Source organism: Solidesulfovibrio sp. (genome assembly GCF_029978005.1).
Classification (GTDB): domain Bacteria; phylum Desulfobacterota; class Desulfovibrionia; order Desulfovibrionales; family Desulfovibrionaceae; genus Solidesulfovibrio.
In genome coordinates, this window is sequence record NZ_JARKOZ010000123.1 from 23921 (window position 1) to 49889 (window position 25969).

The following is a 25969-nucleotide window of genomic DNA, read 5'->3' on the forward strand; positions in this document are numbered from 1 at the left end:
TTTCGGCTTATTGGTGGGAACTCTCGCCAAGTTCAAGTACGTCAGACATCTTTGTTTCTTGGGGCGTCATAAAGTAAATATACAAAAGGAAATTTTAGTAGATTTTTTAGAGTAACGATTTGAGTGAGTAAAAAGTTGCTCGACAAGTTGTGCTTGCTATGCCGAGGACTCGATGCATGTTCCAATACTTGACTTTACTTGAGGTGAATGGAGACTGTCATTGCCAGAACCCATAAAGTAATACTTTTAATCCAAGAAGCAGTATTTCGCTGGCTTGGCCATGCAAGCTTCACGGGTATTTTCAACGTGGCCCGTGCGACAATCGCAAGAGTCTCTGGAGAATCGTTTTTATGCATCATCAGACAGGGGCTGTCGGCAAATGTCGTCCAACATAAAAAATTATTTAGTAAATTCAATATGTAGGAGTGCGCGGAATGGCCGTCCAGGCAGACGGCCGGGGGGGGGGGGCCGCGGGCGCACCGGAAGGGATTTCAAGGGGACAGACGGAGTCGGCTGCCCCATTCTTTTTTTGCCTGTGGACAGCGGGGGGCGACATGTCGGCCGGGCCGACGAAAAAGCGGGGGAGCGACCTGCGAGAATGACGCACGGTCACCGCTCGTCGGGCAGGGGCCCGGTATGCGGCACCGCGTGGCGAGAGGATGGAGAGGACAAAAGGAGCGCGGATTCGCACCGCGCTCCTTTTGCCGAGGAAACCGGCGTCGAAACGGCGTTTACTTTTTAAGGTGCAGATGCACGCCCATGCCGCCGGTGAAGCAGTCCGGCGTGCACAGGATGCGCGGGTTGGCCCCCACGTGGCGCTTGGCCCGGGCCATGGCCTCCTCGAAGGTGGCGGTGGGGGTGAAGCCCATGCCGCGGGCGAAGCGCGGCTGCTTGGCCCCGGCCACGTACACGGCGCTGGTGCGCAGGGCGGGCACGCTGCCGCCGCTGATCATCGACATGGCGTGGTAGGGGTGGTAGGTGTTGTAATTGGAGTACTTGTAGCAGTACTCGGGGTGGGCGGCCAGGGCGTCGGCGTCCTGGGAGGCCAGGAATTCCGCCGGGGTGCAATACTTCTGCAGGGCCTCGTAGGTCTCCTCGTAGGACGGGAACCAGTTGGCGTTGAACCAGCCGTCGCACACCGACACGGCGATGATGACGCCGCCCTCGCGGAAGGCCCCCCAGCAGCGCGAGAGCTGGCCGCCGATGGCCAGGCTCATGAGGATGGGGTTGGTGCCCATGCCCGGGCCGTAGTGGAAGTTGCGGGGCACGCCCATGATGAGCACGTCGGCCGGCTCGGCCATGTCGATGGCGTAGTTGGTGCGTTTTTCCGCCAGGGGCCAGGTGGCCTTTTCGATTTCGCCCAGAAGGCCGGCCTGCACGTCCAGGACCTGCGCCCTTTTGCCGATGACCGCGTCCACGCCGAAGATCTTCTTGCCGATGCCTTTCTCAATGGCCTCGCCGATGGAGCGGAACTGGTGGCGCTGATGGGAATGGGGGGAGGCCCCAAGCCAGTCGTCGCGGTGCATGGTCTTGGGGCAGTGGTGGGAACTGATGCAGCGCCAGGTGGTGTGGCCGGTGACGAGCATCTTGTAGCCGCCGGAAAAGCCGCCGTAGGGGTTGCCGGCGCAGTGCCCGACCACGATGGGGAGATCCGCCTCGGCCAGAAGCCGGCTCACCTGCACGATGTTGCCCATGGCGTCGCGGCCGAGGTCCACGATGTCCGGGGATTCGGCGTCGTGGTTGAGGAGCCTGTCCGGCCAGAACATGTCCACGATCTTCTTGCCGAGGTACCAGTTCCACTCCTCGAGGGTGTTGTGCCGGTGCAGGCCCGGGGCGCACAGCAGGGTGATGTCCTCCAGGCGCACGCCGGCGGCGAGCAGTTCCTCGACGATGATGGGGATGGCCACCTTGCGGTGGCACTGCGGCCCGGCTCCGCCCTTGACGCGGTCGGGGAAGCCGATGACCACCTTCTGGCCGGGCTTGGCCAGCTCGCGCAGGGGCGGCGTGCCCAGGGGGTTGGCCAGGGCCCGTCGCGTGGCCGCGGCCGGGTCCACGGCGGGGGGATCGGTGTCCACTTCGGCCAGACGCAGCACGGTCGCGCCGTCCGGCAGTTCCACACGCATTTTCGTATCGCCGTAGTCCAACAAAACGTCTTGCATGACCAGTCACCTTGGTTTGCGTTGTCCGGCAAGAAGCCTGCCGATGCCAAAGCGGCGCGCAGGGGCCTGCGCTACCACCACTTGATTTTTTCCGTCACGTAGTTGCGGATGGCCACGAAGTCGGGATCGTCGAAACGCCGCGGCCGCGGCAGGTCGACCACCACCTCCTCCTTGACGGTCGTGGGCTTGGTGGAAAGGATGAGGATGCGCTGGGCCATGTACACGGCCTCTTCGATGTTGTGGGTGATGAAGACCACGGTGGTGCCCAGCTCCTGCCAGAGGCGGATGACCTCGTCCTCCAGGAAGAAGCGCAGCTTGACGTCCATCTGCCCGTAGGGCTCGTCCATGAGCAGCAGGTCCGGGTGCATGGCGAAGGCCCGGCCGATGATGATGCGCTGCTCGGAGCTCACGGAGAGCTGGTGGGGGTAGCGGTCGCGCAGGTCCTGGAGGCCGAGCATCTTGATGATCATCTCCACGCGCTCGTCGATGACGTCCTTGGCCAGCTTCTTGATCTCCAGGCCGAAGCGCAGGTTTTTTTCCACCGTGAGCCAGGGGAAGGCCGAGGGCTCCTGGAACACGAAGGCCAGGTTGTGCTTTTTCGGGTCGGCGGACTCGCCGTCGATGAAAAGGTCCCCGCGCGTGGGGCTGTAGATGCGGGTGAGCAGGTTCAGGAAGGTGGTCTTGCCGCAGCCCGTGGGGCCGACCACGCAGACGAACTCCCCCCGCTTGATGTTGAAGGAGATGTCGTCCAGGACGTGCAGGCGGCCGAAGTACTTGGTCAGGTTCCTGACTTCGACCTTGATGTCGCTGTCGGGGGTGCTCATGCGGCGCTCCATGGAAGACGACGCGCCTTGGCGCGCCTGATCGTTATGGCGAAGGTCTGTCCGGGGCATGGCGTTCTCGCCTCCCTAGATCGCCAGATCCATGTTGTCGGCGATCTTCTTGCGGATGGCCAAAAAGTCCGGGTCCGTCATGTGGCGCGGGCGCGGCAGGCCGATCTCGTAGATCTCCTTGATGTGGGCCGGCCCGTTGGAGAGCAGCACGATGCGGTCGCCGAGGTAGACGGCTTCCTCGATGTTGTTGGTCACGAAGAGCACGGTGCGCTTTTCCTGCTGCCAGATGCGCTGGATCTCGTCCTCCATGGCGTAGCGCGTCTGGGCGTCGAGCTGGCCGAAGGGCTCGTCCATGAGCAGGATCTCCGGATTGCCGGTGTAGGCGCGGGCGATGCCCACGCGCTGCTTCATGCCGCCCGAGAGCTCGAACGGGTAGCTCTTCTCGAAGCCCTGCAGGCCGACCAGGTCGATGTACTTCTGGGCTTCGGCGCGCCAGACGGCCTTGTCCGTGCCGGCGATCTGCGGGCCGAAGGCCACGTTGTCGAGGACGGTCTTCCAGGGCATGAGCGCCAGCTTCTGGAAGACCATGGCGATGCGGGGGTCGCTGCCCTCGATGCGGCAGGCGTCGAGAAAGACCCCGCCGTCGATGGGGCGTTCCAGGCCGCCGACGATGTTGAGCAGCACGCTCTTGCCGCACTGTCCGGGGCCCAGGATGACGAGGAACTCGTTGTCGAAGACGTCGAGGCTGACGTCCACCACGGCGTCGCGCACCGCGTTGCCGACCACGTAGCTCTGGCAGATGTGGCGCAGGCTCAGTTTGACTGTTTTCGCGTCCATGGGCACAGCAGCAGCTCCGTAAGTTGGGTGATGATCGCGAGCAGGGCTCCGACCAGACCGATGAAGATCATGGAGAGCAGCACCAGCGGCATGTCCAGGGAGTCCATGCCCCGGATGATGAGAAAGCCCACGCCGGATTTGCCGCCGAGCATCTCGGCCGCGAGCACCACCATCCAGGCCGCGCTGGTGGAGGTGCGGATGCCGGCGAAGATGGCGTCCAGGGCCGAGGGAATGGCGATCTTGAAGAGTTTCTGGCGGGCGTTGGCGTTGAACATGGTGCCCACGTCCAGGTAGATCTTCTGGACGAAGCGCATGCCGGCGTGGGTGTTGACCACGATGGCCGGGATGGAGCCGATGAAGACCAGCAGGATCTTGGGGAATTCCCCCAGCCCGAACCAGATGGTGATCAGCGGGATCCAGGCCAGGGGCGGCACCGAGCGGAAGGCGGTGAAAAGCGGCGTGAGCAGGGAGTCGCTTTTCCTGTACCAGCCGGTCAGGATGCCGAAGGCGATGCCGAACAGCCAGGCGCAGATCAGGGCGATGCACACCCGTTGCAGGCTGGCCCAGACGTGGCCGAAGATCGTGAGCCCCTTGATGGGGTGCCGCATGATCAGGAGGAACCGGTCCCAGGTGGCCCCGGGCGAGGGGAACCGGGCGTTCTCGCCCTGGGAGACGTACACCCAAAGCGCCAGCAAAAGCCCCAGGGACAGGAAGGGGAGCACCCTGTGGATGCGCTTCCACAGGAGCTCGCGGCGTTCCATGTCGCTCATCACGATTGGCTGGTTCATTGCTTCTTCCACCCCAGGACCCTGTTTTCCACGACGTTGAGCAGCGCCACGAACAGGGTGCCGATGACGCCGATGACCGCGATGCCGAGGATGACGATGTCCGCCCGGGCGAACTGGCGGCCCATGATGATCATGTAGCCAAGGCCGCTGTCCGCCGCGAGCATCTCCGCCGCGACCAGGGTCGCCCAGGAGTTGCCGAGCGCCACGCGGATGCCGGCGAAGACCATGGTCATGGCCGACGGGCAGCCCACCTTCCAGAAGATGGTGAAGTTGGACGCGCCGCAGGTCTTGGCCACGTTGATAAGCACGGGGTTCGTCTGGCGGATGCCGGTGTAGGCGTTGATCAGGCACGGCACGAAGGCGGCGAAGAACACGATGAAGGCCTTGGCCTTGAGGTCGATGCCGAGCCAGACGATGGTCAGGGGAATCCAGGACACGGGCGGGATGGGCCGGATGATCTCGAAGACCGGGCGCATGAAGCTGTCGAAGGCCCGGTACCAGCCCATGAGCAGCCCCAGGGGGATGCCGATGACGATGGCCAGGCCGAACCCCGTGAGGGCGACGGTCAGGCTCGACAGGATGTTGACCCCAAGCACCGCGCCGTCGGGGCTCGGATCGACCAGCTTGACGAAGAACAGGCCGACGATCTCGAGGGGCGAGGCCAGGAAGCGTTCCGAGAGCAGCCCGGAGGCGGCAATGGCCTGCCAGAGGAGCAGGAAGCCCAGGATGCCGAGGACGGACAGCGCGGTCGCCGTGCGTTTGTCCCGTTTCTTCTGGCGCTTCACCAGGGCGACGCGTTCGGCTTCGCTGAGCCGTGCCGTGGACGGTGGTTGTGTCATGGCCGTATTGCCCCCTGCGCCTCTCCCGCGCCTAGTCGCGGGAGAGGCCGGATGGTTGGGTGGACGCGTGGTCGCCGGGCGACCCTTCGGCGGCGGGGACGCGCGATGCGCCCCCTGCCGGGCCCTTCGCGGCTACTGCGCGGCGAGCCCCTGCGCCTGCATCACCTGCTTGGCCGCCTCGGCGATGGCCGGGTCGATCAGGTGGTTCTTGATGATCTTCTCCTTGTCCTCCCCGGAGTACTTGTTCTGGGAGATGAAGAAGTCCATGCCGGCGAAGATCTCGCGCTCGGCCTGGGTGAGGGGGACGCCCTTGTAGGGGCCGCTCTCGTCCGTGGTGGCCACGGTCATGATGTCGATGGACTTTTTGAGCGGCGGCCCGGCGAACCACTCCATGACGCGCTGGGCGATGCTCGGCGTGCAGGCGATGCCCTCGTCCTGGCAGCTTTCCAGGAAGTGCTGGGCGGCTTTTTTGAGGTTGGCGTCGTTGGCCTTGATCCACTGGCAGGTGAGGTGGAAGACGAGGTAGGCGGTGGTGAGCAGTTCCTTCTTCTCTTTCAGGGACGTCTGGGTGGCCAGGGTGCCGCAGGGGGCCACCACATCGAGGTTGCGGCCGTCGGCGATGCGCACGAAGCCCTTGTCGTCGGCGGTGAAGGCGATGGCGTTCCACACGGCCAGGCCGTCGCCCTGCTTGCCCATGAAGCCGGTCAGGGCGCTGGCCACGTCCATGTTGATGGATTTGACGTCCTTAAGCCCCAGGCCGACGTTTTTGAGCGCCGCCACCAGGGTGGCCTGGGCGGTGGTGCCCAGGGGATAGAGCCAGGTCGTGCCCTTCCAGTTGTCCGGGTTCTTCATGTCCTTGGACAGGGGGCTGCCCGGGCGCACGAAAAGCGCCAGGTTCTTTTCGTAGTCCGAGATGCCGATGACCCGGATGTCGTAGCCGACCATGCCGGCCAAAAGGCCGCCCAGGCCGCAGCCGGCGATGTCCCAGTTGGCGTTGGCCTCCATCATGGCCGGGCCGTTGGTGAAGGTCTCGTACTTGAGCTCGATGTTGAGCTCCTTGAAGAAGCCTTCCTTGTCGGCGATGTAGAAGGGGATGGACAAGGGCGAACCGGCGAAGAAGCCAACCCGCAGCACCTGCTTTTTGGCGAAGGGCTTGAGGCCGAAGGTGGTTTTGGCGCCTTCCGCCGCGGGGTCGGCGGCAAAGGCGCCGGCGCAGGCCCAGGTCAGCGTCAGCATGCCGCACAGAACCATGGTCAGGAAACGGTGTGTTCTTGTCATCGTTGCCTCCTTCTTCGGGTTCGCTCGTCGTGATGGCGCGCCGACAGGCCCCGCGTCCGGGGATGCGCCGTTCGTTGCCATTGCCAGACGTCGCCCGCTGCGGCGGGCCGTTTATCCGTCGCTTCCGGGGGCCATGGCCCCGCTCATGGCGTTGCCCTCGCAGTCCCTGGGGGCGGGCACGCCGAGGATGGCGGCCAGGGTCGGGGCGATGTCGATGATGTTGGCCGGGATGTCGCGCTCGCCCGGGGCCACGCCCGGGCCGTGGGCGACGAGCAGGCAGTGCATGTCCGGCTCGTGGGGCAGGGCGGTGTGCACGCCCGTGAAATGGCGGCCGAGCACGGCCGGCTCGAACATCTCCGGGCTTTCCACGATGCGCTCGGTGCCGTCGCGGTACTTTACCGCCGCCCGGTAGACGAAGGGGCAGTTCATGTAGCGGCGGCGGATGGCGAAGAGCACGTCGCCCACGCGCTCGAAGCCCTTGCGCTCGTAGACGCCGAACTGGGAGGCCAGCTGGCGCGGCAGGGCGACCTCCACCACGCGCTCGCCGGTGTCCGGGTCGCGCCAGGCGAGCAGGGCGTCGATGATCTCGTTTTGCACCTTCTCGTAATCCGCCGGATCGACCGAGCCATGGGGATCGCGGCCGCGCAGGTTGACGAAGAGGTGGGCGTGGCAGGGCTCCAGGGGGAAGCACTTGGTCCTGCTCCAGTCCACGACCATCTCCCCGGTGGCGGGGTCGATCTCGTAGGCGAGCAGTCCCGCCTCCTTGAGGAACTTCTTCATGTAGGGGCTCGAGGCCAGGGCGGAGAAGCCGTGGTCCGAGACCAGGACCACCAGGGTCTCGTCGAGGTCCACGTCCTTGAGGATGCGGCCCACGGCGTCGTCCACCTGGGCGTAGCCCTGGCGTAGGACATCGGTCCAATACTCCAGGCGCTCGGGGTCGTAGTGGGGCGAGGTGGGGTCCAGGGCCCCGTACATGACGTGCTGCAGGTGGTCCACGGTGCCGACCCAGGCGTAGACGGAGTCGATGTCGGCGCGCCCGAGGGCGTACTTCGTGGCCCCGGCCCACCAGTCGGCCAGCTGGCGCAGCTGGTCCATGTAGGTGGGCAGCTCCACCCAGCCGTCCATGAACGACCAGGGGTCGTCCACCTCGATGTAGGGGCCGGCCATGGCCTCGACCTCGGGCGTGATGGACGGGGGCAGGGTGTAGGCCTCGGCGCTGTTGACGGCGCTGGCGTACAGGCGAAAGGCTTTGGCGTCCGGGTCCAGGGCGGCCAGGTGGAGGCGGAAGCGGCCCCGGCGGGGCTTGCCGTCCTTGTCCGTGAAATCCTCTTCGATCCAGCCGCTCCAGCCGCCCGGGGACAGCACGGCCACGGCCGCGGCCGCGTCCTTGGCCGGGGCGATGGTGGCCGTGTCGTAGCCGCCGGTCGCGCCGGCCGTGAGGGCGACCTGGTAGCGCGGCCCGTTGGCGTAGACCGGGGGCACGTCGATGGCGAATTCCAGGGGGGGCAGGGCGCTCGGGGGAAGGTTCGTCCAGCCCGCCGCCGGCGCGGGCGCGACCTGCACGGCCCGGCCGGGCACCTGGTCGCAGGGGAGCTTTTCCGTGGAGAACACGGCGCTGCCGGCCACGTCCCAAAGCGGCATGTAGAAATAGCGGAAGGGAGGGTTCAGCGAGGCGGCGATCTGGATGCCGTGCTCCTCGGCCAGGTTCATGGGCCAGGTGACGGGCCAGTTGACCAGGGCCACCCGGCGGCCCACGGCGTTCTCGCTTTCCCAGAGGGTCTCGGCCAGGAGCAGGCGCTTGTCGAAGGAGGTCTGCCAGGAGTCGAGGGCCTCGCCGGGCATGCGAACCATGAGGCTCGGGATGCCGCAGGTGCCGGGGCCGGCCCCGGTGACGATGGCGCACCAGGCCGCCGCGGTGAGCGGCGGAAAGGTGGGGATGACGCGCGTGCTGAAGCCGCCTTGCATGAGGCGCGCGATGTTGGGCAGGCTTCCTTCCTTGGCGAACCGCTTGACGTAATCGGGCAGGGCGGCGTCGACGCCGAGCATGAGGAGTTTTTTCGCCCGGGCCATGCTAGTGTCCTCCCTTCCAGAGGTTGCCCATGCATTTCCACATGACGGAGGTGTCCTCGCCGCCGAAGCCCTGGGCGCAGGAGGTCCGGTTGAGGAAGTCCACGGCGCGGCCGAGAAGCGGCGGCGCTCCGGCCCCTTCGGCCATCTCCACGCCCAGGCGGACGTCCTTGGCCAAAAGGGCCACGGTGAAGGTGGGGTCGTCGTAGCGCTCGTCGCTCACGCGCTGGCCGAGTTCGCGGAAGAGGTTGCTGACGGTGCCGGCCTGGCTGGCGGTGATGACGTCGTAGAGCCGGTTCGGGGCGACGCCGACCTTCTCGGCCACGGCCATCATCTCGGCGGTCATGGCGTTGATGGCGCCGAACATCATCTGGTTGAGGAGCTTGACCTTGTGGCCGGCGCCGCTGTCGCCCATGTGCACGACGTGGGCGGCGACGAGGCGAAGCAGCGGCTCGACCCGGGCGCAGGCCTCGGCGTCGCCGCCCACGGGTAGGGCCCATTTGCCGATGGTGGCGGGGCGGCCGAGCACCGGGGCGTCCAGGTAGGCCACCTCCCACTCCAGGGCGGCCTCGGCCATGGCCCGGGTGGTTTCCGGGGCGCTCGTGCACATGTCGACGATCACGGTTCCGGGCGCGGCCGCTTCCAGCAGGCCGCCCGTGCCGAGCACGCAGGCGGCGATCTCCGCCGGCCCCGGCAGGAACAGGATGATGCAGCCGCTGGCCCGGGCCAGGGCCTCCAGGCTCTCGTGCATGGTCACGCCGAGTGCCGCGGCCTTGGCCACGCAGGGGGCGAAGGCGTCGTAGCCGTGGACGGCCAGGCCGTGTTCCAGGAAGGTCGCGGCGACAGCGCGCCCCATGACTCCGGTGCCGACAATGCCTACGGTTTTCATAGCGATCCTCTGTGCTCCATCGTCGCCGGCGAACGTGCCGGCCCTGCGCCCGACGCCCCGCCTTCCCCACGGCGCGCCGGACTATGCCTGGCTGCAGGACTTGCGCAGCATCAGCTGGGTATCCAGACACAACCTCCGTGGCACGCCGTCGCCGGATTCGATCATGTCCATGAGCAGGCTCACGGCGAGATGGCCGATATCCCAGCTCGGGACGCGCACCGTGGTCAGGGGAGGGGACGTGTAGTTGGTGAATTCGATGTCGTCGAAGCCCATGAGGGAAATGTCCTCGGGCACTCGCAAGCCGCGCTCCCGGACGGCGGCCATGGCGCCGATGGCCATGAAGTCGCTGGCGGCGAACACGGCCGTGGGGGGCTTGGGCAGGCGCAGCAGGCGGGACATGGCCTCCTTGCCGTTGAGCATGGTGGGATGGCGCTCGATGACAAGCGCGGGATCGCAGGGGATGCCGCGCGCCTCCAGGGCCGCCGCGTAGCCGTCGTAGCGCCGCCTGGCCCGCAGGATGCCCGAGCGCGGGCCGACGATGAGGCCGACGCGGCGGTGTCCGAGTTCCAGCAGGTAGTCGGTGGCCTCGAAGGCGGCCTGGTAGTTGTCGATGCCCACGTAGCTCAAGGGGACGGTTTCGGGCAGGATTTCCCAGGCGACCAGGCAATGCAGGCCCTTTTCGGCCATGGACAGGATGAGCTCCTCGTTGGCCTGGCAGTAGCCGGTGAGGATGACGCCGGCCATGCGGCGCTCCAGGCATTTGTGCAGCAGCACGGCTTCGATTTCAGGATCGTAGCGGGTGTTGCTGACCATGACGGGGAAGCCGCGTTCGTAGGCGTATTCCTCGATGGCCCCCACGGTGCTGGCGAAGACGGTGCCGCCGGTGGTGGGGATGAACACGCCGATGACCGAGGATTTCCGCCGGGAGAGGTCGGCGGCGGCGGCGTTGTAAATGTAGTTGTTTTCGCGGATGATGCGTTCGATGTTCTCCCGGGTCGCCTTGCTGACGAGGTGGGGGGAGTGCAGTGCCCGGGAGACGGTGGCCGGCGAGACTCCTGCCATCTGGGCGACGTCCTGGATGGTGATCTGCGCCATGTGACTCCCTGTGCCTCGTTGTCGGCATGGGCTGGCCGGCGCGTGTGCGGCGGCGTATTTCCCATGCGGCCTTGCTGACGTTGCCGGAAGAACGCATTGAATGAAACCGATTTCATCCAGCCCGGACGAATTGTCAAGAAAAAGCACGCAAACACCTGAGTTCATACGAAATTTATAAAAGTATCTCTTTCATGTCACGTTTTCTTTTGGTAATCATGTTTTAGACATGCCTGTTGCACAAATAATGGTGAAATGCCTTTCCGGTCGGCCGGCGACCGGCCAACTGCGCCTGGCGGGGCGAGCATGGCCGAGAGACCGGCATCCGGGGGATGCGGGCCCTTGACAGGGGCCGGCCGTTGCGGAATGAAAGCGATTGCAGTGACGGTCGGAGCAATGACGGCTCCGGGAAATGCCAGCCAGGAGGCGGACCATGTGGCTTTTGGCGGCGACCGTGCTGGTCGTCGGCGTGCTGACCGGCCTGACCGGCGTGGGCGGCATCCTGGTCATCCCCGTCCTGCGGAGCGCCGCCGGGCTTTCCGTGCAGGCCGCCATGGCGACCGCCTTGTGCAGTTTCTTCTTCGTGGGGGCCGTGGCGGTCTGGCTGCAGCAGCGGCGTCAGGCCATAGACTGGGCTCCGGCCCTGCCCCTGGCCGCGAGCGCCGCCGTGGCCAGCCCGCTCGGGGCCGTGGCCAACGCCTACGCCCCGGTCGCCCTGTTGCAGCTGGTGCTGTCGCTGTTGATCGTCTTTGCCGGGACTTCGGCGCTTTTTCCGCCCAAGGCCGGCGCGCTGCTTCGGTTTGACCCGGCGAGCAGGCGGCACAAGGCGATCATGGTCGGCATCGGCTCGGTGGTGGGTTTCTTCTCGGGGCTGACCGGCGCGGGCGGCCCGGTCCTGTCGATCCCCATCATGGTGGCCCTGGGCTTTCCCCCCCTGCTTTCCATCGCCGCCGGCCAGGTGTTGCAGGTGGCCGTCGCGGCCTGCGGCACACTTGGCAACCTGTTCTACGGCGTGGTCGATTTCCCCGTGGTCGCCTGGATCACGGTGGTGCAGATCCTCGGGCTCGTCGTCGGCATCCGCCTGTTCCCCCTGGTGTCGCCCCAGCGCCTGCGCCGCCTGGTCGCCTCCATCTGCCTGCTCGTGGGGGCGTATGGTTGCTTGCGCGCGCTCCTCTCATCGTAGCACGGTCGCGCCAGGCCGCCAGGCGCGCGGGTGCGGATGGCCCTGAGATGGTGCCGGCAGGTGGGACAGGTTGACGGCGCGGTTGGCAACCTGTCGAAAAAGGCCGTGAGCTGCCCGAAAACGCGAAATCGCCCTCGCGATTGCCCTGGCAAGAGAAGATTGCCGCGCCGGAGCTTTTCCGCGGCATGTCGTCCGTGGGTTATTTGGTCTGGAAAAATTGTTGGCGCGCCGCGTCGCTGTCCGGTATCGGCATGACGCCGGTCTTGCGCGCCGTTTCATACGCCGCCGCCAACTCCTTCTCGCCGACCGAGGCCGCCTCCTCGAAAGTGGAATCCTCAAGCATGGTGGTTTCGAGATACAATTGCCGCTTGCCAGCGGGGTCGAGCGAGACGCCGACGAGCATGTGCCCGGGCAACAGGACCAGCGACGTTTCCAGGCCGATCTTGGCGAATACTGAGGCAAGCAGGCAACTCCCCTCCACGCAGTTGGCCTGCCGGCCTCCCAGGGCCTCGCTGATGAAGCGCACGTTTTGCACCCAGACGCCGTTGGGCTCCACCGACGGCGTGGGCAGATGCGAATAGCGTATGCCGCGCCGTCGCGCCGAGGTCGGCCATGAATGCGCCAACGCCTCCGGGTCGGAGGCTCCCATGTTCGGCGTTGCGGCGAAGCGGTTTCCTGGCCGGTCCGTCGCCCCTCGTCGTAACCATCGCGCAGTCTGCCCTTCTGTCGCGCCCATGCGGCGCGACCCACGCTCCCCCTCCCTGCAGCGGCTCCAGCATGCCGCGCCGCATCGGCGCAGGGCCGTGTCCCTTGCATGTCGCGCGACAGGCGTTTTCCTGGGTCGCCGACGCATCGACGCCATTTTCCCAAGGAGAATCACCGTATGAGACGAGGCATTTCGACGATGTGCATTCTGGCCCTGACCCGGAAGAGGCCCGGTTCGGTCGGACAGGTTGGCGGCGAGGTTTAGCTATGGTCCCGGTGGACGCCCATGCCGCCTTGAAGGCCGTTTGGGAGAGGGGCCGAAAACGGTGTAAACCCCCCTGTTGACGTTTCAGCAGAAGTAGTCCTTCAACCTGTCCTGGAAGGAGACCGAAAGCTGGGCCATGATCTCCGACCGGTTCCTCGTTCTCACGGTCCATCGCTTCGAGGCCTTGGTGACTGCGAGATGGAGCGCCTTGAACAGGGCGATATCGGTCGGAAAGACGCTTTTGCCCTTCATGGTCTTTCTCGCCCGGCTGTTGCGGCTCTCAATGGAATTGGTGGCGTCGATCAGCCGTCTCAGAACATCAGGATACTTGAAGAGAGTGGCCAGTCGTCCCTCTTTCGCTTCCTGGACATGATCACATGCGGGTATTTCCTGCCCCCACGTTTCCTCGAATTGGGCCAGAGCCATGAGGCCTGCGTCCTCCGTGGGAGCCGTGTAGATCGAGCGCAGGCAAATGCAACCTCCTTGCGTTCCTCCAGGTCGATGCCCGCCACCAGGGAGGCGGCCACGTTCTTGACCCGGCCATCCCGTCGGAACTCGAGGAACAGCGCGTCCATGAACACGATGGCGTACACCGGCTCCTACGGCCGGTTCGGCCATTCCTTGGCCTTGTCGATGACGGCGTCGGTGATCCGACTGACCGTCTCGGGCGAAATGTCGTGGTTGTAGATTCCCTTGGCCTCGTGCTGGTTATCAGCGATGCTCATCCCCTTGGCATACATGGAAAGGATGCGCTTCTCGAAGCCGGTCATCCCGGCTCCCGGAGCCGTCTCGACCACGCCCTTGATCATCGAACGGAGAACGCCATTGAGGTCCTCCTGGCTGGTGATCTCTCCCCCGAGCATCATCCTGGCAAGCTTGTCACGGTTGAGCAGCACGAAAAGCTGCCGGGACTTTCGCCCATTAGCGGATGCTTACACGGATTTGGTTACAGACTCTGCCAGCTATGTCTCGTATACATCCCCTTTCGGCAGGCGTTGGTGGCAGTATCCCGGAGTTTCCCCCTATTTCTGGAATACAATTGATGTCATCCTGGATCGAGCCGGCGATACGGATAGCCCTCATGTGCTCTTCAATCCATGCTGGTCGTTCCATCGTCAGTCTGCTAGTAAGTCCGAGGGCAATAAAGAAAATTGTGTTAGTCTGGAGAGCATTTTTCGAAACATCGTTTATGTGACGCCATGGTAAAGTTTTGGAAGCTATACCTCGTTATATTGTAATTGAATGTCACGAATCACGACTCCCAGGATGCGATTGTCTGTTGAACATGGATCGATCTCCGAGGGAATGAAAGTTGAGTCGCAGGACAACTCGAAGGTTGTCGTCTCACCATCTCGTGTTATTCCTTCCAAAGGAATGCTTAGAGAGTATTCTCCGTTTCCAGAGAAATTGTAATTTGCCAACAGCCTTCCATTGCTGTGAATAGTTATTGCTAGCGGCATGTCGATAGGGCGCGCGTGCATAATAGAAAAGTGAATGGTATTGAAGTGACATTTCTTTTTTACGACTATGATGCAGCGCGTGCTTGTCCAGCCGTCGTTCGTTACATCGACAGTCAGAAAATCAGAGTTCAATGCCAGGCGGCGATCTTTCCGAAGGATGCTCTTGATGGCGGCTCTTTCTTTTTTGTCATAATAGCGCATGGCTTTTTTGATTAAGCCGAGTGCCTTTTGTTTTGTATAGAATTCTCTTGTTTGTTTTTGTTTTTCAAGTGTTTCTTCAATATAAGAAACTATCCAATCCACTGGAGTGTTTGAGAAGTGACGGTTCACAACCGCCATGCTTTCTAAAAAAACAAGTTCTCGCTGGGCAACAGTCTTGCAGTCGTCATGCAGACGGGAGAGCGCCAAACATTTCGGCATGTAGCCTATGCGGTCGGGAAAGGTTTTGAAGGCACGGATCCAATAATCATAGTCCATAGCTGTGACGAGACTGGGGTCCAGCAAACCTATCTCTTGGATGATGTCGGAACGAAAAAAAACAGCCGGCTGACAGAGGAAGCATCCATTGCGCAGGGCATATGCTTCCCCGGGCGGGCGGACTGGGTAGGCTCCGAGCGCCAAGCCTGCTTCATTGATCCACATCGCATCGCCGTAGACCATGATGTGGTCAGGATTCGTCGAAAAATAGGCAACAATTTGCGATATGGCACCAGGCAATAAGATGTCATCCGAATTCAACCAACACAGGATGGACCCCTTGGCCGTGCAAAAACCTTGATTTATCGCCATGGCCTGCCCGCCATCCGGCTGAGATGTCCAGCGAAATATTTTGGGCCATGGAGCTTCTGTGTGCGATAGAATTTCTATGGATTGATCGGTTGAGCCGCCATCCATGACAATATGCTCTATCAAGCTATAGTTTTGGCTTAGTACGCTTTCTATAGTTTGGTCTATATATTCGCCTTGGTTAAATGAAGGCGTGACAACTGAAACAAGTGGTCTGTTAGGAATAAGTGTCAGCATTTTCATTCAAGTATTACTTTTTCAAACGGCCATATAGTAGATAGAGTTATTTTCAAACGACAGACGATTCGTACGCCGTTCTCTGCCTCAAGTTCAGTCTTGCCTGTCAGACTTTATTTGAACGGTTTCATCCCCGCCTGCTCACACAACGATCTCCCGTTGTCCAGTCAATCTCGAGCACCGTGACGTTCGCCATGTTCCCATGTGCTATCCGGCATAGCATTATAGATGCTTTCGTAAGTCAATGGCGCCAGCTGTTGCCGTGCAGTCGAGCGCGGATCGGCATCGATTTGAGGCCCGATATGTCGCTCGATAGATACAAATAATTTATCCCGTGTCGTCCGAAATCATTTGCTTGGCAAGACGGCGAGCCTCGACAAGGCCCGTCGGATAATGTTCTTCAAAGATCGTGTCTTCAAAAAGGCCTGCCAGCGCTATGGAATTTGCTCTCTGATTGTTTGGGACGGGCCGTCGGTGTCGTATCGCACCATGAGTGAACCGTGGCGAGCTGAAATCCTGTCGCATTCGTCTTGTCCTGGAAGCTGGAATGGATTTGAATTGATGACGCTCGGCCAAGTCGCTGTGTTTGCTTTCTACATGTGCTTCATCGACGACAGAGTTGGTTGGAGTTTTGACGAGTGTAAATAAGTCTCAGTATTTATAATAAACTTCAATGCCGCGCAAGTGGGATTCGCAAGGCCCAATTCGATGATTTGGTGCGGCAGAATTCTCCGCGGGCAAATGACGGGAGAGGGTCTCGCCTGGAAGGTGACCGTCAAGGATACGAACCTGTATTCTCGGATTTTGGGAATGAACGAATCGCGGCCTGTCGTGATGCTCCACTGGACGTGGCGAACGGTCGAGGGGATGTCCCTGTCGACCATTGCGCTGGCGTCCGATGGCGCTGCCCGTGCCGCGGTCGCGAACCGGCTTGCCGGGCCCATGTCGAGCCCGGGGGGGCGTCGCTCGACGCCTGCCCGTTCAAGACCTTCCTCCATGCCGGGTTGTTCGCATGGAGTGTCCGCAGCGCGCATGCTTCCGGTCGATGCGACCTGGCCGAGCCCATGGACGCTTGGTCCCCAGGTGTTGCCGAGTGCTCCGCCGTGGCCGGTCCCTCTTGAAGGGCCAGCGCAGAAGTGCGTTCCTCTGTGGCCCGAACATCTTCGAGCGCAAAACTGCGGGGTGGTCCCATGACCAGGCGTAGGGAAACAGCGTCGGCCGGGGAGCCCTCCATGACAGGCTCGATCCGCTGCCGGGCAAACTAGCCGGCCTGCGGGCCCAGGACTCGGGGAACGCCCCCCCCCGGCGACGGGCCGCGCTACTTGATCGGGGAAAACGAAGCGGCGCGCAGTATCTTGTTCTCCTGCTTCTCCAGCAGGGGCATGACCCTGGGCAGGAACTCGGCCTGCCATGTCGGGTCGGCGTAGAGGGCCGCCCGTTTTCGCGTGCGGTCGTCCAGGCTTTCGTAGGCCCAGATGTGCGTCACCTGGTTCAATGCCCCGATCTCCGTGTACCAGAACCCGACGAGCCTGGCGTACCGGGAAAGGATGGGCAGGCCGGTAGATTCGAAGACGTCGAGGTACTGCTGCAATACGCCAGGGCGCAAAGTGTAGGTCCGCATTTCGAAATACATGATGCCGACTCCTCGTATCGCGTTTGGCTTGAACCGTCCGATCGGCGCATTCCCTTGCCAAGCCTTGGGCCGCGACCCGCCAGGACGCGCCAGGCCGGGCTACAGCGTCTTGGCGAGCATCTCCATGTGGCTGGCCGACAGGCCGAGCTGGTTGGGATGGCGCAGGATCTTGGGAAAGAGCTCCTCGCGCAGCCATTTGTGGGCCGGATCGTTCTGGAAGCACTCGTGCCACCACAGGGAGATCTTCACCTTGGACGCCTCGAAGGGCAGGGGCAGGGCGACGAGACTGTCCTCGTTGCGGCTGTTGCGGACCACGTGCCAGGGGATGACCGCGATCAGGTCGGTCTGGCGCACCACGCCGAAGGCCGCGCCGTAGGAATTGACCGTCAGCTTGACCGTGCGCTTGAACCCCATCTCGCGAAGGGGCTTGTCCACGATCTCGTTCCAGCCGCCTCCGGTCACGACCACCACCTGCGGATAGGCGATGAAGTCCTCGACCCGGAACGTCTCCTTGCGGGCCAGGGGATGCTCGCGCCGGACGACCACGGCCAGCCGGTCTTCGTCCACCACCCGTTGGTACATGTTGCCGGGAAATTTGTTGTCGATGCTGATGGCCAGATGGATTTCCCCGGAGATGATCTGTTCCTTGGCCGCGGCGTCCCAGTTGCGGATGGTGAACTGGAGCTTGCTTTCCATGGAGAGAAGAAAGGTCAGCACGTCGCACAGCACGTACTGCACGACGTAGTCCGGAGCCGACAAGATGAACTCTCGCGTGTGCATCCCTGGCTGAAAGAAATTCGAGAAGAGGGAATCGATGCCGTCCAGGACAAAATCGAGTTTTTCCTTCAGGCACTTGGCCGGCAAGGTCAGGATGTATTCCTTGCCGGAACGCACGAGCAGGGGGTCCTGGAAATACTCGCGCAAGCTGGCCAGGTTGCGGCTCATGGTCGGCTGGGTCAGGTTGAGCTTGACGGCCGCATTGCTCACGTTGCGTTCGTCAAGAAGGGCCTTGAGCGAAATCAAGAGATTGAGATTGAGCTTGGACAGGTCGACAAGGTGATGCATATCCACCCCCCCGCTGATTTACAAGCTACAGGCCTCGGGACGGAAATCCTCCGCGCGGCTGCTCCCGGACCGCCCTCCGAGCGGAAATCCGTCGCGGCGGCACGAAAGAAGCGTTTTGCCCAACAAGCTGATATATTTAACTTTTGCCTTATTATCCTATAAAGCAAACTGCGACAAGGTCTCGCACCATTGTCTTTTTCGATGCTCGTTATGCATAATATGAAGCAGCCGCTTCATTGCCCTTCCCTCCCGCCCGCATCGCCCCTGCCGTGACCGAACCTTCGGTTGGTTGTTCGCCAGAAGCATCTATACGAATTGTTGATACCGACCTTTCGCAAATTGGCCTTGAAAAAGGCCGCGCCGGTTGCGTTATAAAGAGCTTGCGAAAGGCTTTCCTGCATGACCTGGAATCAAGTCATTACTTACGCTACGGCAGTCGGCACTCGAGTGCTTGTTCGAAAGAGGAATCGACATTCTACATTTCAAAGGAGGAGGTCGTGGGAAAGAACAAAAGTCTCATCGGATTCGTAGGCGGCATTGTCCTTGCGTTGCTTGTCTGGGCAATACCAATGGAGGGATTGGCTCCCGAAGGAAAGAAGTGTCTGGCGCTCAGCCTTCTGGCCGTCGTCTGGTGGGCCATGAGCGTCGCCCATCCGGGATACGTGTCGCTGTTTCTGCTCGGCAGCTACGTGGTGCTGGGCGTGGCGCCGGGCGGCGTCGTCTTCGGCCTGTGGGGCACGCCGCTGGTCTACCTGGTGGTGGGCGGCTACCTCATCGCCTCGGCCGTGCGGGACAGCGGCCTGGGCAAGCGCATCGCCTACCACTACATCCTGCGCTACATCAATTCCTACAACAGCATCGTCGTCGGGGCCTATGTCCTCGGCTTCCTGCTGAGCTTTCTCATCCCGCATCCCTGGCCGCGCAGCTTCCTGATCATGTCCGTCATGGCCATGATCATCCGCAGCGCCAACCTGCCCCTCAAGGACGCGGCCAACATCGGCCTGGCCGTGTTCGCCGGCTCTGCGCCCACCTCCACCATCCTGCTCACCGGCGACAGCATCATCAACGTCGTCACCGTGGGCATGTCCGGGGCCAACGTCAGCTGGCTGGGCTGGCTGTGGTACATGGGCATCCCGGGCATCATCGCCTCGGCCCTGACCATGTTCCTGCAGCTCATGCTCTATAAGCCGACCTGCCAGTTCTGCCTGGACAAGGCGGCGGTGGCCAAGAACCTGGCCGACATGGGGCCCCTTTCCCCGACCGAACGCCGCTGCCTGTTCTGGGTGGGACTGGCCATCGTGGCCTGGGTCACGGACAGCGTGCACCACATCCATCCCGGCTGGGTCGCCCTGTACGCGGCCATCGCCATGAGCCTGCCGCGCATCGGCGGCGTGCTCACCCCGGCCTCGTGGAGCGACGTGCCCATCGCCACTCTGTTCTTCCTGACCGCCGCCCTGGCCATCGGCAAGGTGGGCGACCACGCGGGCATGAACCAGTGGCTGGCCTCGGTCCTGCTGCCGAGCCACGCCCCGTCCAACCCCTTCCTGTTCGCCGGCTTCGTCTCCATCATCGCCGTGGCCCTGCACATGTGCCTGGGCAGCGTGCTGGCGGTCATGGGCATCGCCATCCCCACGCTCATCCAGTTCGGCACCACGGCCGGCCTGCCGCCGCTGGTCCCGGCTCTGCTCGTCTTCACGGCCATCTCCATCCACTTCGTGCTGCCCTTCCACCACATGAACGTGCTGGTGGGCCTGGGCGAGAAGCAGGGCATGTACGGAGACCGCGAGGTGATCAGGCTGGGCGTGCCTTTGACGGCCGTGGTCTTCATCGTGACCATGCTGGTGCAGATCCCCTGGTGGAAGCTCATCGGCCTGCTGTAGTCCGCAACCAACCGGGAGAACACGCCCATGCACGCGAAAAACCGCCTGGTCGTCGGCATAAGCGGCGCAAGCTGCGCCAACCTGGGCATCATGCTGCTTCAGGCCATGCGCCAGGTCGAAGGCTGGGAGACCCATCTGGTCTACAGCCAGGGCGCCAGACGGACCATCGAGCACGAAACGGACATGACCTGCGCCGAGGTCGAGGCCCTGGCCACGGCGGCCTATCCCATCGAGGACGTGGGGGCCACCATCGCCAGCGGCACCTTCGTCACCGCCGGCATGGCCGTGGTGCCCTGCAGCATGAAGACCCTGGCCGGCATCAGCCACGGCTATTCGGAAAACCTGCTCCTGCGCGCCGCGGACGTGGTTCTCAAGGAACGGCGCAAGCTCGTGCTGGCCGTGCGCGAGACGCCGCTGAACCTCGTGCACCTGCGCAACATGGTCGACCTGGCCTCCATGGGTGTGGTCATCATGCCGCCGGTTTTGACCTTCTACAACCACCCCAAGACCCTCGAGGACGTGCAGCGCCACATCGTAGGCAAGATCATGCACGAGTTCGGCCTCGAGGCCCCGGGCTTCAAACGCTGGAACGGACAGCAAATCCGGGAGCGATGACATGATCGAGATCACGGATTTCCGCGACCGCCTCCTGCTGACGCTGAGGGCCGTGCCCATGGGAGAGGACTTCTCCGTGGCCCTCTACGGCGGGGGCAGGGCGCACATCGGGGCGGTGGCCCTGGCCCTGCCCCGGCCGAGCCTGGCCGATTCCCGGACGGGCAGCGCCACGGCCTCGGTCCTGGCCTCCCCCGGCCACAAGGAGGATCTGCTGGCCCGCGAACTGGCGCTGAAGCTCGCCAGCGAACTCGGCGTCACCGTGGCGGTGGCCTGCGGCATCCACCTGGACGCCGCCACGGAAACGGAAATCCGGGAGGTGCGCTCCCTGGCCCTGGAAATGGCCGAGAGCCTGACCGCCGAAATACGACTGCTCCGTCAACCCTCGTCCCGGACGCCTGGCGAGCCCTGAGCCCGCCTTGGCTCCGGACGACGACCGACCCGTAACCTGCAACGCGAACCCGCAACGAGGAGGTTCCCCATGTTCAAGGATTTGCGGCAGTTCCTGGAAAAACTCGAACAGGAAGGGCAACTCGTCCACTACACGGACGAGGTCATGCCCGAACCGGACATCCGGGCCATCAGCCGCGCCTCGGCCGACATCGGCCCCACCGGTCCGGCCGTGCTCATCGAGAACGTCAAGGGCTACAAGGGCAAGAAGATCGCGGTCAACGTGCACGGCTCCTGGGCCAACCATGCGCTCATGCTCGGCATGCCCAAGACCACCAGCCTCAAGGAGCAGTTCTTCGAGCTGGCCAGGCGCTGGGACAGCTATCCCGGCGAGGTCAGGTGGGTCGATGATCCGGCCTGCCAGGAGGTCATCCTCGACGACTTCAACCTGCTCGAGCTCCTGCCCGTCTACAAGGTCAACGAGAACGACGGCGGGTTCTACCTGTCCAAGGCTTCGGTGGTGTCCAAGGACCCGGACGACCCCGACAACTTCGACAAGCAAAACGTGGGCATCTACCGCCTGCAGGTCCAGGACGCCAACACCATCGCCATGCAGGGCCTGCCCTTCCACGACATCGCCATCCACATGCGCAAGGCCGAGGAGCGCGGCGAAGCCCTGCCCGTGGCCATCTGCCTGGGCGTGGATCCCATGCTGTCGTTCATGGCCAGCACGCCCATCGCCTACGACCAGTCCGAGTACAAGTACACCGCGGCCATAAACGGCGTGCCCATGGAGCTGGCCAAGACCACCGACGGCAAGCTCGACGTGCCGGCCGGGGCGGAATACGTGCTCGAAGGCGAGATCGTGCCGCGCGTGCGCGTGTGCGAAGGCCCCTTCGGCGAGTTCCCGGGCAGCTACTCCGGGGCCCGCAAACAGGTCATCATCAAGATCCACCGGGTCACCCATCGCCGCGATCCGATCTTCGAGAACCTCTACCTGGGCCGGCCCTGGACCGAGATCGACACCCTGCTGGGCCTTAACACCTGCATCCCGATCCACAAGCAGCTGCGCGAGACCATGCCCGAGGTCAAGGCGGTCAACGCCCTGTACCAGCACGGGCTCACGGTCATCATCGCCATGGAGAGCCGGCTCGGCGGCTACGCCAAGTCCGTGGCTTTCCGGGCCGCCTCCACGCCCCACGGCATCTCCTACGTCAAAAACATCATCCTGGTGGACGCCGACGTGGATCCCTTCAACCTGGTCCAGGTCATGTGGGCCATGTCCACCCGCATCCGCGGGCCGCAGGACGTCATCGTCGTCCCGTCCACGCCGGGCATGCCGCTCGATCCGGGTTCCGAACCTCCCGGAATGGGCTGCAAGGTCATCATCGACTGCACCACGCCGGTGGCCCCCGAGCCCAAGATGCGCGACGTGAAGATGGTGGAGCTCATCCCCGAGTCCGCCGCCTTCCAGAAGATCCTGTCGGACATGCACCAGAAGATTGCCGCCCGCTAGGTGCGGCAAAGGAGAAAGACATGAAATGCATTCGCTGCCTCGAGGGTGAGGCTTCCGTGGTGGCCAAGGCGCCCGACGGAAGCGGCGCCTGGGAAATATACAAGTGCGCCCGCTGCAACTACGGCTGGCGCAACACCGAACCGGCCAAGATGCTCGATCCGGCCACCAGGGACCCGTTCTTTCAGATGGTCAACGTGGACCTGGACAAGCTGTTGACGCCGTGCCCCATCCCGCCGCTGCGCAAGTAGCCGCCTGAACACCGAGTCCGTGCCGGACTCCCCGCCGCAGACGGAGCGCGCCGCCAGGCGCGCTCCGTCGTTGCGTTTGGCCGCCCGGCGTCGTCGCCACGGATGTTCATGAGGCCGCTGCGCTGGCGGCGCGCCGGAAGGACGGCTTTGTTCGTGCCGCCTCGCTCGCCCGATCGGCCGGCCGAGTCAGCCGCACCGTCGCCCGCGTCGCCCCTCGACGCTTCCCGGGGAGCCGTCGGCGTTGCCGGGCCGGGTTATTCCGCCGTCTCCGCCAGCCAGTCGCCGCGACATTGCGCCCCGGGGCAAAAGCGTTCCTCCACGGAAGGCGCGGCCGGGCGGACGGAGCCATGGGAGCGTTCGGCCGACAGGCCGCGATGCTTGGGATGGCCGAGCAGCTTCGGGAACAGGACCTCGCGCAGCCATTTGTGGGCGCAGTCGTTGTGATGGCTCTCGTGCCACCACAGGGACATCTTGACCGTCTGGGTCTCGAAAGGCAGAGGGAAAAGCTTGAGATCCCGGGCGTCGGGGCTGTTGCGGGCCACGTGCATGGGCACGACCGCCAAGAAGTCGGTGTTCTCCACCACGTTGAAGGCCAGGCGGTAGGAAGGCACCCGCAGCTTGACGTTGCGGCGAAGCCCCAGATTGTGCAGCGGCCGGTCCACGACCTTCTCCCAGCCTCCGCCCGTCACCACGCTGACGTGGGGGTGGGCGACGAAATCCTCCAGGCGCAAGGCGTCCTGGCCGACCAGGGGATGCCGGGCCCCTGCCACGCACACCAGGTAATCCTCGTCCACGACCCGGCGGAACATGTTGGAAGGGAACGTGTCGTCGATGCTGATGGCCAGGTGGATCTCGCCGGCGATCAGCATCTTTTTGGCGAAGCGGTCCCAGTTGACGATGGTGAAATTGATCTTGTCGAACTGGGCATTGATGAACATCAGGGAATCGTTGAGAATATAAAGAGAGACGTAGTCCGGTGCGGCTATGATGAATTCCTTGGTCTGGCGGCTCGGCACGAAGTTCGAGGAGAGCATGCACTGGATGGAGCCCACGAACTCGTCGAGCTTGGGGACCAACTCGTGGGCTTTGGCCGACAGGATGTTGCCCTTGCCGGAGCGTACGAGCAGGGGATCCTGGAAATACTCCCGCAGTTGGGCGAGATTGCGGCTCATGGTCGATTGAGTGATGTTCAGGCGCTGCGCCGCATTGCTGACATTGCATTCGTCCAGCAGCGCCTTGAGGGAAAGCAGGAGATTCAAATTGATCTGTGCGAGCGCGACCAGGTCGATCATACTGCAGACTCCCCGTCAGGGACGGCGGTCAGGACTGCCGGCCCTAAAGCCACAAAGACCACGATATTCAAACGACTTCTTTTTTATAACAAATCAGCTCTCGGCTTTCAAGAAACATTATCCGCCGCTTTTATAGGCTTTCGGCGGCGTGTTTCTTTCATGACTGCATGCAGCCCTTTCATACTCAAGCAGCGCAAAGAGGACCCGCCGGGAAGGCGGGTCCTCGTCAGACCGTTCGGGTCCGCGGCGTCTCCGACGCCGCGCCCCTGTTCCGGAATGACCCGCCTCCAAGCGGGCCTCCAAGCTGGCATGCCGCCAGGTGCCGTTTCCCTCAAAACACGGACGTACGCTGCAAGGGTGGCAAGGCTAGCCCTTCAGGAACCGGGTGTAGTCCACTTCCTTGAACGGGGCGCGCTGGAACCTGTCCTTGAGGGCGAAGGGCACGGTGCAGTCGAAGATGGCCTTGCAGGCGATGCCGTTGCCGCGGATGGACGGGCTCATTTCCGGAGTTTGGGACGGGTCGAGGGGGTGGCAGCGCACGCCCGGGATGGGCACCACGTCGACGTCGGCCTGGAACCGGGTGGTCATGGCCCACAGCACGTCGTTGGTGTCGAAGGGGTCCACGTCCTCGTCCACGAGGATGACGTGCTTGAGTTCCGAGAAGGCCGAGAAGGCGAGCAGGGCGGCTTGCCGCTGCCGGCCCTCGTCCGGGGGCGCGGACTTCTTCACCTGGAGCACGGCCAGGTATTTGCCGCCGCCCGAGGGATGGGCGTAGACGTTCTGCAGGAATCCCGGCAGGGCCCGGCCGACCATGCCGATGATGCTGGCCTCGGTGGGGATGCCGGCCATGCTGACGTGCTCTTCGCTGGGGCCGATGCAGGTCTGCATGATGGGGTGCGGGCGGTGGGTGACGGCCTTGACCTTGATCACGGGCAGGGCCGGCTTGGCCGGGCCGTTGTAGCCCGGGAACTCGGGCATGGCCTTGCCGGTCTTGGAAAACTGGTCCTCGGCCACCCGCACGTCGGGCAACAGCTCCCCTTCGATGACGATCTCGGCGTTGGCGATGGCCTTGGCGTCCACGGTCAGGCATTTGGCCAGTTCCACGGGCGTTTCGCGCAGCGCGCCGGCGATGCCGAGTTCGTTGAAGCCCAGCGGCGTGGACGGGGCCTCGAAGCAGGCCGCGATGTGGACCGCCGGGTCGAGGCCTATGCTGATGGAGATGGGCTGGGGCTTGCCGGCCTTTTCCGCCTTCATGCGGAAGGCGTCGAGGTGGCGGCCCGGGACGAAGTACATGGAGATCTCGTCCGCGCCCTGGACGCACAGGCGGTGGATGGTCACGTCCTCCTCGCCGGTTTCCGGGTCCGCGCCGTAGCACAGGCCCATGGTGATGTAAGGGCCGGCGTCCTCGGGCGTGTTGGTGGGGGCGGGGATGAGCTTTCGCAGGTCGAAGCCCGGGTCCGTGGCGTAGTGGACCACCTCCTGGCAGGCGGCCTTCTCGCGCGCCACCATGACCGGGGCCACGGGGTGCTCGAGGGCCCGGCACATGTGGGAGCCGAGCTTTTCCGGCGCGGCGCCGAGCAGCATGGCCACGCGCTTGCGGCTGGCCAGCATGCCGATGACCACCCGGGCGTCGTCGTAGCCCTTGATGTTGGTGAAGACCATGGCCGGACCGGCCTTGGTGGGACGCATGACCGTGCCGCCCGCGCCCACGTAGCGGTAGACGCCGGACAGTTCGGCCATGGGATCCACGGTGACGTCGGTGGTCAGCAGTTGCCCCTCGACGCCTTCGAGCAGGCGCAGGGCGGAACGCAGGTCGGTGACGGCGACCTTTTGCGAAGCATCGGACATTGCAACTCCTCCTGGTTTCATGCGTATGTCTGCGGCCGGTGCCGGCCGTAAACGGTTGTTGCCCGCC

At 63.5% G+C, this 25969-nt stretch carries 23 protein-coding genes and 1 pseudogene; 6 read left to right on the forward strand and 18 right to left on the reverse strand.

Annotated elements, in window-relative coordinates:
- Positions 1 to 731: 731 nt before the first annotated feature.
- From Q1K70_RS14140 to Q1K70_RS14185, 10 genes and pseudogenes are all read right to left on the reverse strand, one after another.
- A complete protein-coding gene (locus tag Q1K70_RS14140; protein WP_300160834.1) occupies positions 732 to 2159 on the reverse strand; it encodes a lactate racemase domain-containing protein in 1428 nt (475 codons plus the stop codon).
- Between the two features lie 71 nt (positions 2160 to 2230).
- The gene (locus tag Q1K70_RS14145; protein WP_300160836.1) at positions 2231 to 2983 is read right to left on the reverse strand and encodes an ABC transporter ATP-binding protein; all 753 of its coding nucleotides are present in this window, start codon (positions 2981 to 2983) and stop codon (positions 2231 to 2233) included.
- Between the two features lie 84 nt (positions 2984 to 3067).
- Positions 3068 to 3829, reverse strand: coding sequence for an ABC transporter ATP-binding protein (locus Q1K70_RS14150; RefSeq protein ID WP_300160838.1), 762 nt, complete (start codon positions 3827 to 3829; stop codon positions 3068 to 3070).
- The gene (locus tag Q1K70_RS14155; RefSeq protein ID WP_300160840.1) at positions 3805 to 4617 is read right to left on the reverse strand and encodes an ABC transporter permease; all 813 of its coding nucleotides are present in this window, start codon (positions 4615 to 4617) and stop codon (positions 3805 to 3807) included. The genes Q1K70_RS14150 and Q1K70_RS14155 overlap by 25 nt, the downstream gene beginning before the upstream one ends.
- Entirely contained in the window at positions 4614 to 5456 is an 843-nt protein-coding gene (locus tag Q1K70_RS14160) for an ABC transporter permease (RefSeq protein WP_300160842.1), read from the reverse strand. Before Q1K70_RS14160 ends, Q1K70_RS14155 begins: the two co-directional genes overlap by 4 nt.
- Positions 5457 to 5588: 132 nt before the next feature.
- A complete protein-coding gene (locus Q1K70_RS14165) occupies positions 5589 to 6734 on the reverse strand; it encodes an ABC transporter substrate-binding protein (protein WP_300160844.1) in 1146 nt (381 codons plus the stop codon).
- A gap of 111 nt (positions 6735 to 6845) precedes the next feature.
- On the reverse strand, positions 6846 to 8804 hold the full coding sequence (locus Q1K70_RS14170; protein WP_300160846.1) for an alkaline phosphatase family protein: 1959 nt from the start codon (positions 8802 to 8804) through the stop codon (positions 6846 to 6848).
- Position 8805: 1 nt separating this feature from the next.
- Complete coding sequence (locus Q1K70_RS14175; RefSeq protein WP_300160909.1) at positions 8806 to 9216, reverse strand: NAD-binding protein; 411 nt, start codon at positions 9214 to 9216, stop codon at positions 8806 to 8808.
- A 6-nt stretch (positions 9217 to 9222) separates the two neighbouring features.
- Positions 9223 to 9699: pseudogene (locus Q1K70_RS14180) on the reverse strand (NAD(P)-binding domain-containing protein); the annotation flags it as partial.
- Positions 9700 to 9771: 72 nt separating this feature from the next.
- Entirely contained in the window at positions 9772 to 10785 is a 1014-nt protein-coding gene (locus tag Q1K70_RS14185) for a LacI family DNA-binding transcriptional regulator (protein ID WP_300160848.1), read from the reverse strand.
- Positions 10786 to 11215: 430 nt separating this feature from the next.
- Here Q1K70_RS14185 and Q1K70_RS14190 point away from each other — a divergent pair, with 430 nt between their 5' ends.
- Positions 11216 to 11965, forward strand: a complete 750-nt coding sequence (locus tag Q1K70_RS14190) for a sulfite exporter TauE/SafE family protein (RefSeq protein WP_300160849.1) — start codon at positions 11216 to 11218, stop codon at positions 11963 to 11965.
- Between the two features lie 199 nt (positions 11966 to 12164).
- Here Q1K70_RS14190 and Q1K70_RS14195 read toward each other — a convergent pair whose 3' ends face one another.
- From Q1K70_RS14195 to Q1K70_RS14220, 6 genes are all read right to left on the reverse strand, one after another.
- Positions 12165 to 12701, reverse strand: coding sequence for a hypothetical protein (locus tag Q1K70_RS14195; RefSeq protein ID WP_300160851.1), 537 nt, complete (start codon positions 12699 to 12701; stop codon positions 12165 to 12167).
- 318 nt (positions 12702 to 13019) lie between these two features.
- A complete protein-coding gene (locus tag Q1K70_RS14200; protein WP_300160852.1) occupies positions 13020 to 13361 on the reverse strand; it encodes a transposase in 342 nt (113 codons plus the stop codon).
- Positions 13362 to 13534: 173 nt separating this feature from the next.
- Complete coding sequence (locus tag Q1K70_RS14205) at positions 13535 to 13831, reverse strand: transposase (protein ID WP_300160854.1); 297 nt, start codon at positions 13829 to 13831, stop codon at positions 13535 to 13537.
- Between the two features lie 321 nt (positions 13832 to 14152).
- On the reverse strand, positions 14153 to 15424 hold the full coding sequence (locus tag Q1K70_RS14210) for a glycosyltransferase family 2 protein (RefSeq protein WP_300160856.1): 1272 nt from the start codon (positions 15422 to 15424) through the stop codon (positions 14153 to 14155).
- 1312 nt (positions 15425 to 16736) lie between these two features.
- Positions 16737 to 17051 (reverse strand): NIPSNAP family protein, encoded by a 315-nt coding sequence (locus Q1K70_RS14215; RefSeq protein ID WP_300160858.1) that lies wholly within the window; start codon positions 17049 to 17051, stop codon positions 16737 to 16739.
- Between the two features lie 99 nt (positions 17052 to 17150).
- Positions 17151 to 18116: a LysR family transcriptional regulator gene (locus tag Q1K70_RS14220; RefSeq protein ID WP_300160859.1), complete on the reverse strand. Its 966-nt coding sequence runs from the start codon at positions 18114 to 18116 to the stop codon at positions 17151 to 17153.
- A gap of 497 nt (positions 18117 to 18613) precedes the next feature.
- On the opposite strand from Q1K70_RS14220, the gene Q1K70_RS14225 reads away from it, so the two are divergent.
- The 5 genes from Q1K70_RS14225 (at position 18614) to Q1K70_RS14245 (ending at position 22762) form a co-directional block, all read left to right on the forward strand.
- Positions 18614 to 19996: an SLC13 family permease gene (locus tag Q1K70_RS14225; RefSeq protein WP_300160862.1), complete on the forward strand. Its 1383-nt coding sequence runs from the start codon at positions 18614 to 18616 to the stop codon at positions 19994 to 19996.
- Between the two features lie 27 nt (positions 19997 to 20023).
- Positions 20024 to 20611, forward strand: a complete 588-nt coding sequence (locus Q1K70_RS14230) for a UbiX family flavin prenyltransferase (RefSeq protein ID WP_300160864.1) — start codon at positions 20024 to 20026, stop codon at positions 20609 to 20611.
- Between the two features lies 1 nt (position 20612).
- Positions 20613 to 21020, forward strand: coding sequence for a hypothetical protein (locus Q1K70_RS14235; RefSeq protein WP_300160866.1), 408 nt, complete (start codon positions 20613 to 20615; stop codon positions 21018 to 21020).
- 69 nt (positions 21021 to 21089) lie between these two features.
- Positions 21090 to 22514 (forward strand): non-oxidative hydroxyarylic acid decarboxylases subunit C, encoded by a 1425-nt coding sequence (locus Q1K70_RS14240; RefSeq protein WP_300160868.1) that lies wholly within the window; start codon positions 21090 to 21092, stop codon positions 22512 to 22514.
- Between the two features lie 20 nt (positions 22515 to 22534).
- Positions 22535 to 22762: a non-oxidative hydroxyarylic acid decarboxylases subunit D gene (locus tag Q1K70_RS14245; RefSeq protein ID WP_300160870.1), complete on the forward strand. Its 228-nt coding sequence runs from the start codon at positions 22535 to 22537 to the stop codon at positions 22760 to 22762.
- A 254-nt stretch (positions 22763 to 23016) separates the two neighbouring features.
- Here Q1K70_RS14245 and Q1K70_RS14250 read toward each other — a convergent pair whose 3' ends face one another.
- Together Q1K70_RS14250 and Q1K70_RS14255 are read right to left on the reverse strand one after the other, a co-directional pair.
- Positions 23017 to 24054, reverse strand: coding sequence for a LysR family transcriptional regulator (locus tag Q1K70_RS14250; RefSeq protein ID WP_300160872.1), 1038 nt, complete (start codon positions 24052 to 24054; stop codon positions 23017 to 23019).
- Between the two features lie 366 nt (positions 24055 to 24420).
- A complete protein-coding gene (locus tag Q1K70_RS14255) occupies positions 24421 to 25902 on the reverse strand; it encodes a UbiD family decarboxylase (RefSeq protein WP_300160874.1) in 1482 nt (493 codons plus the stop codon).
- Between the last annotated feature and the right edge of the window lie 67 nt (positions 25903 to 25969).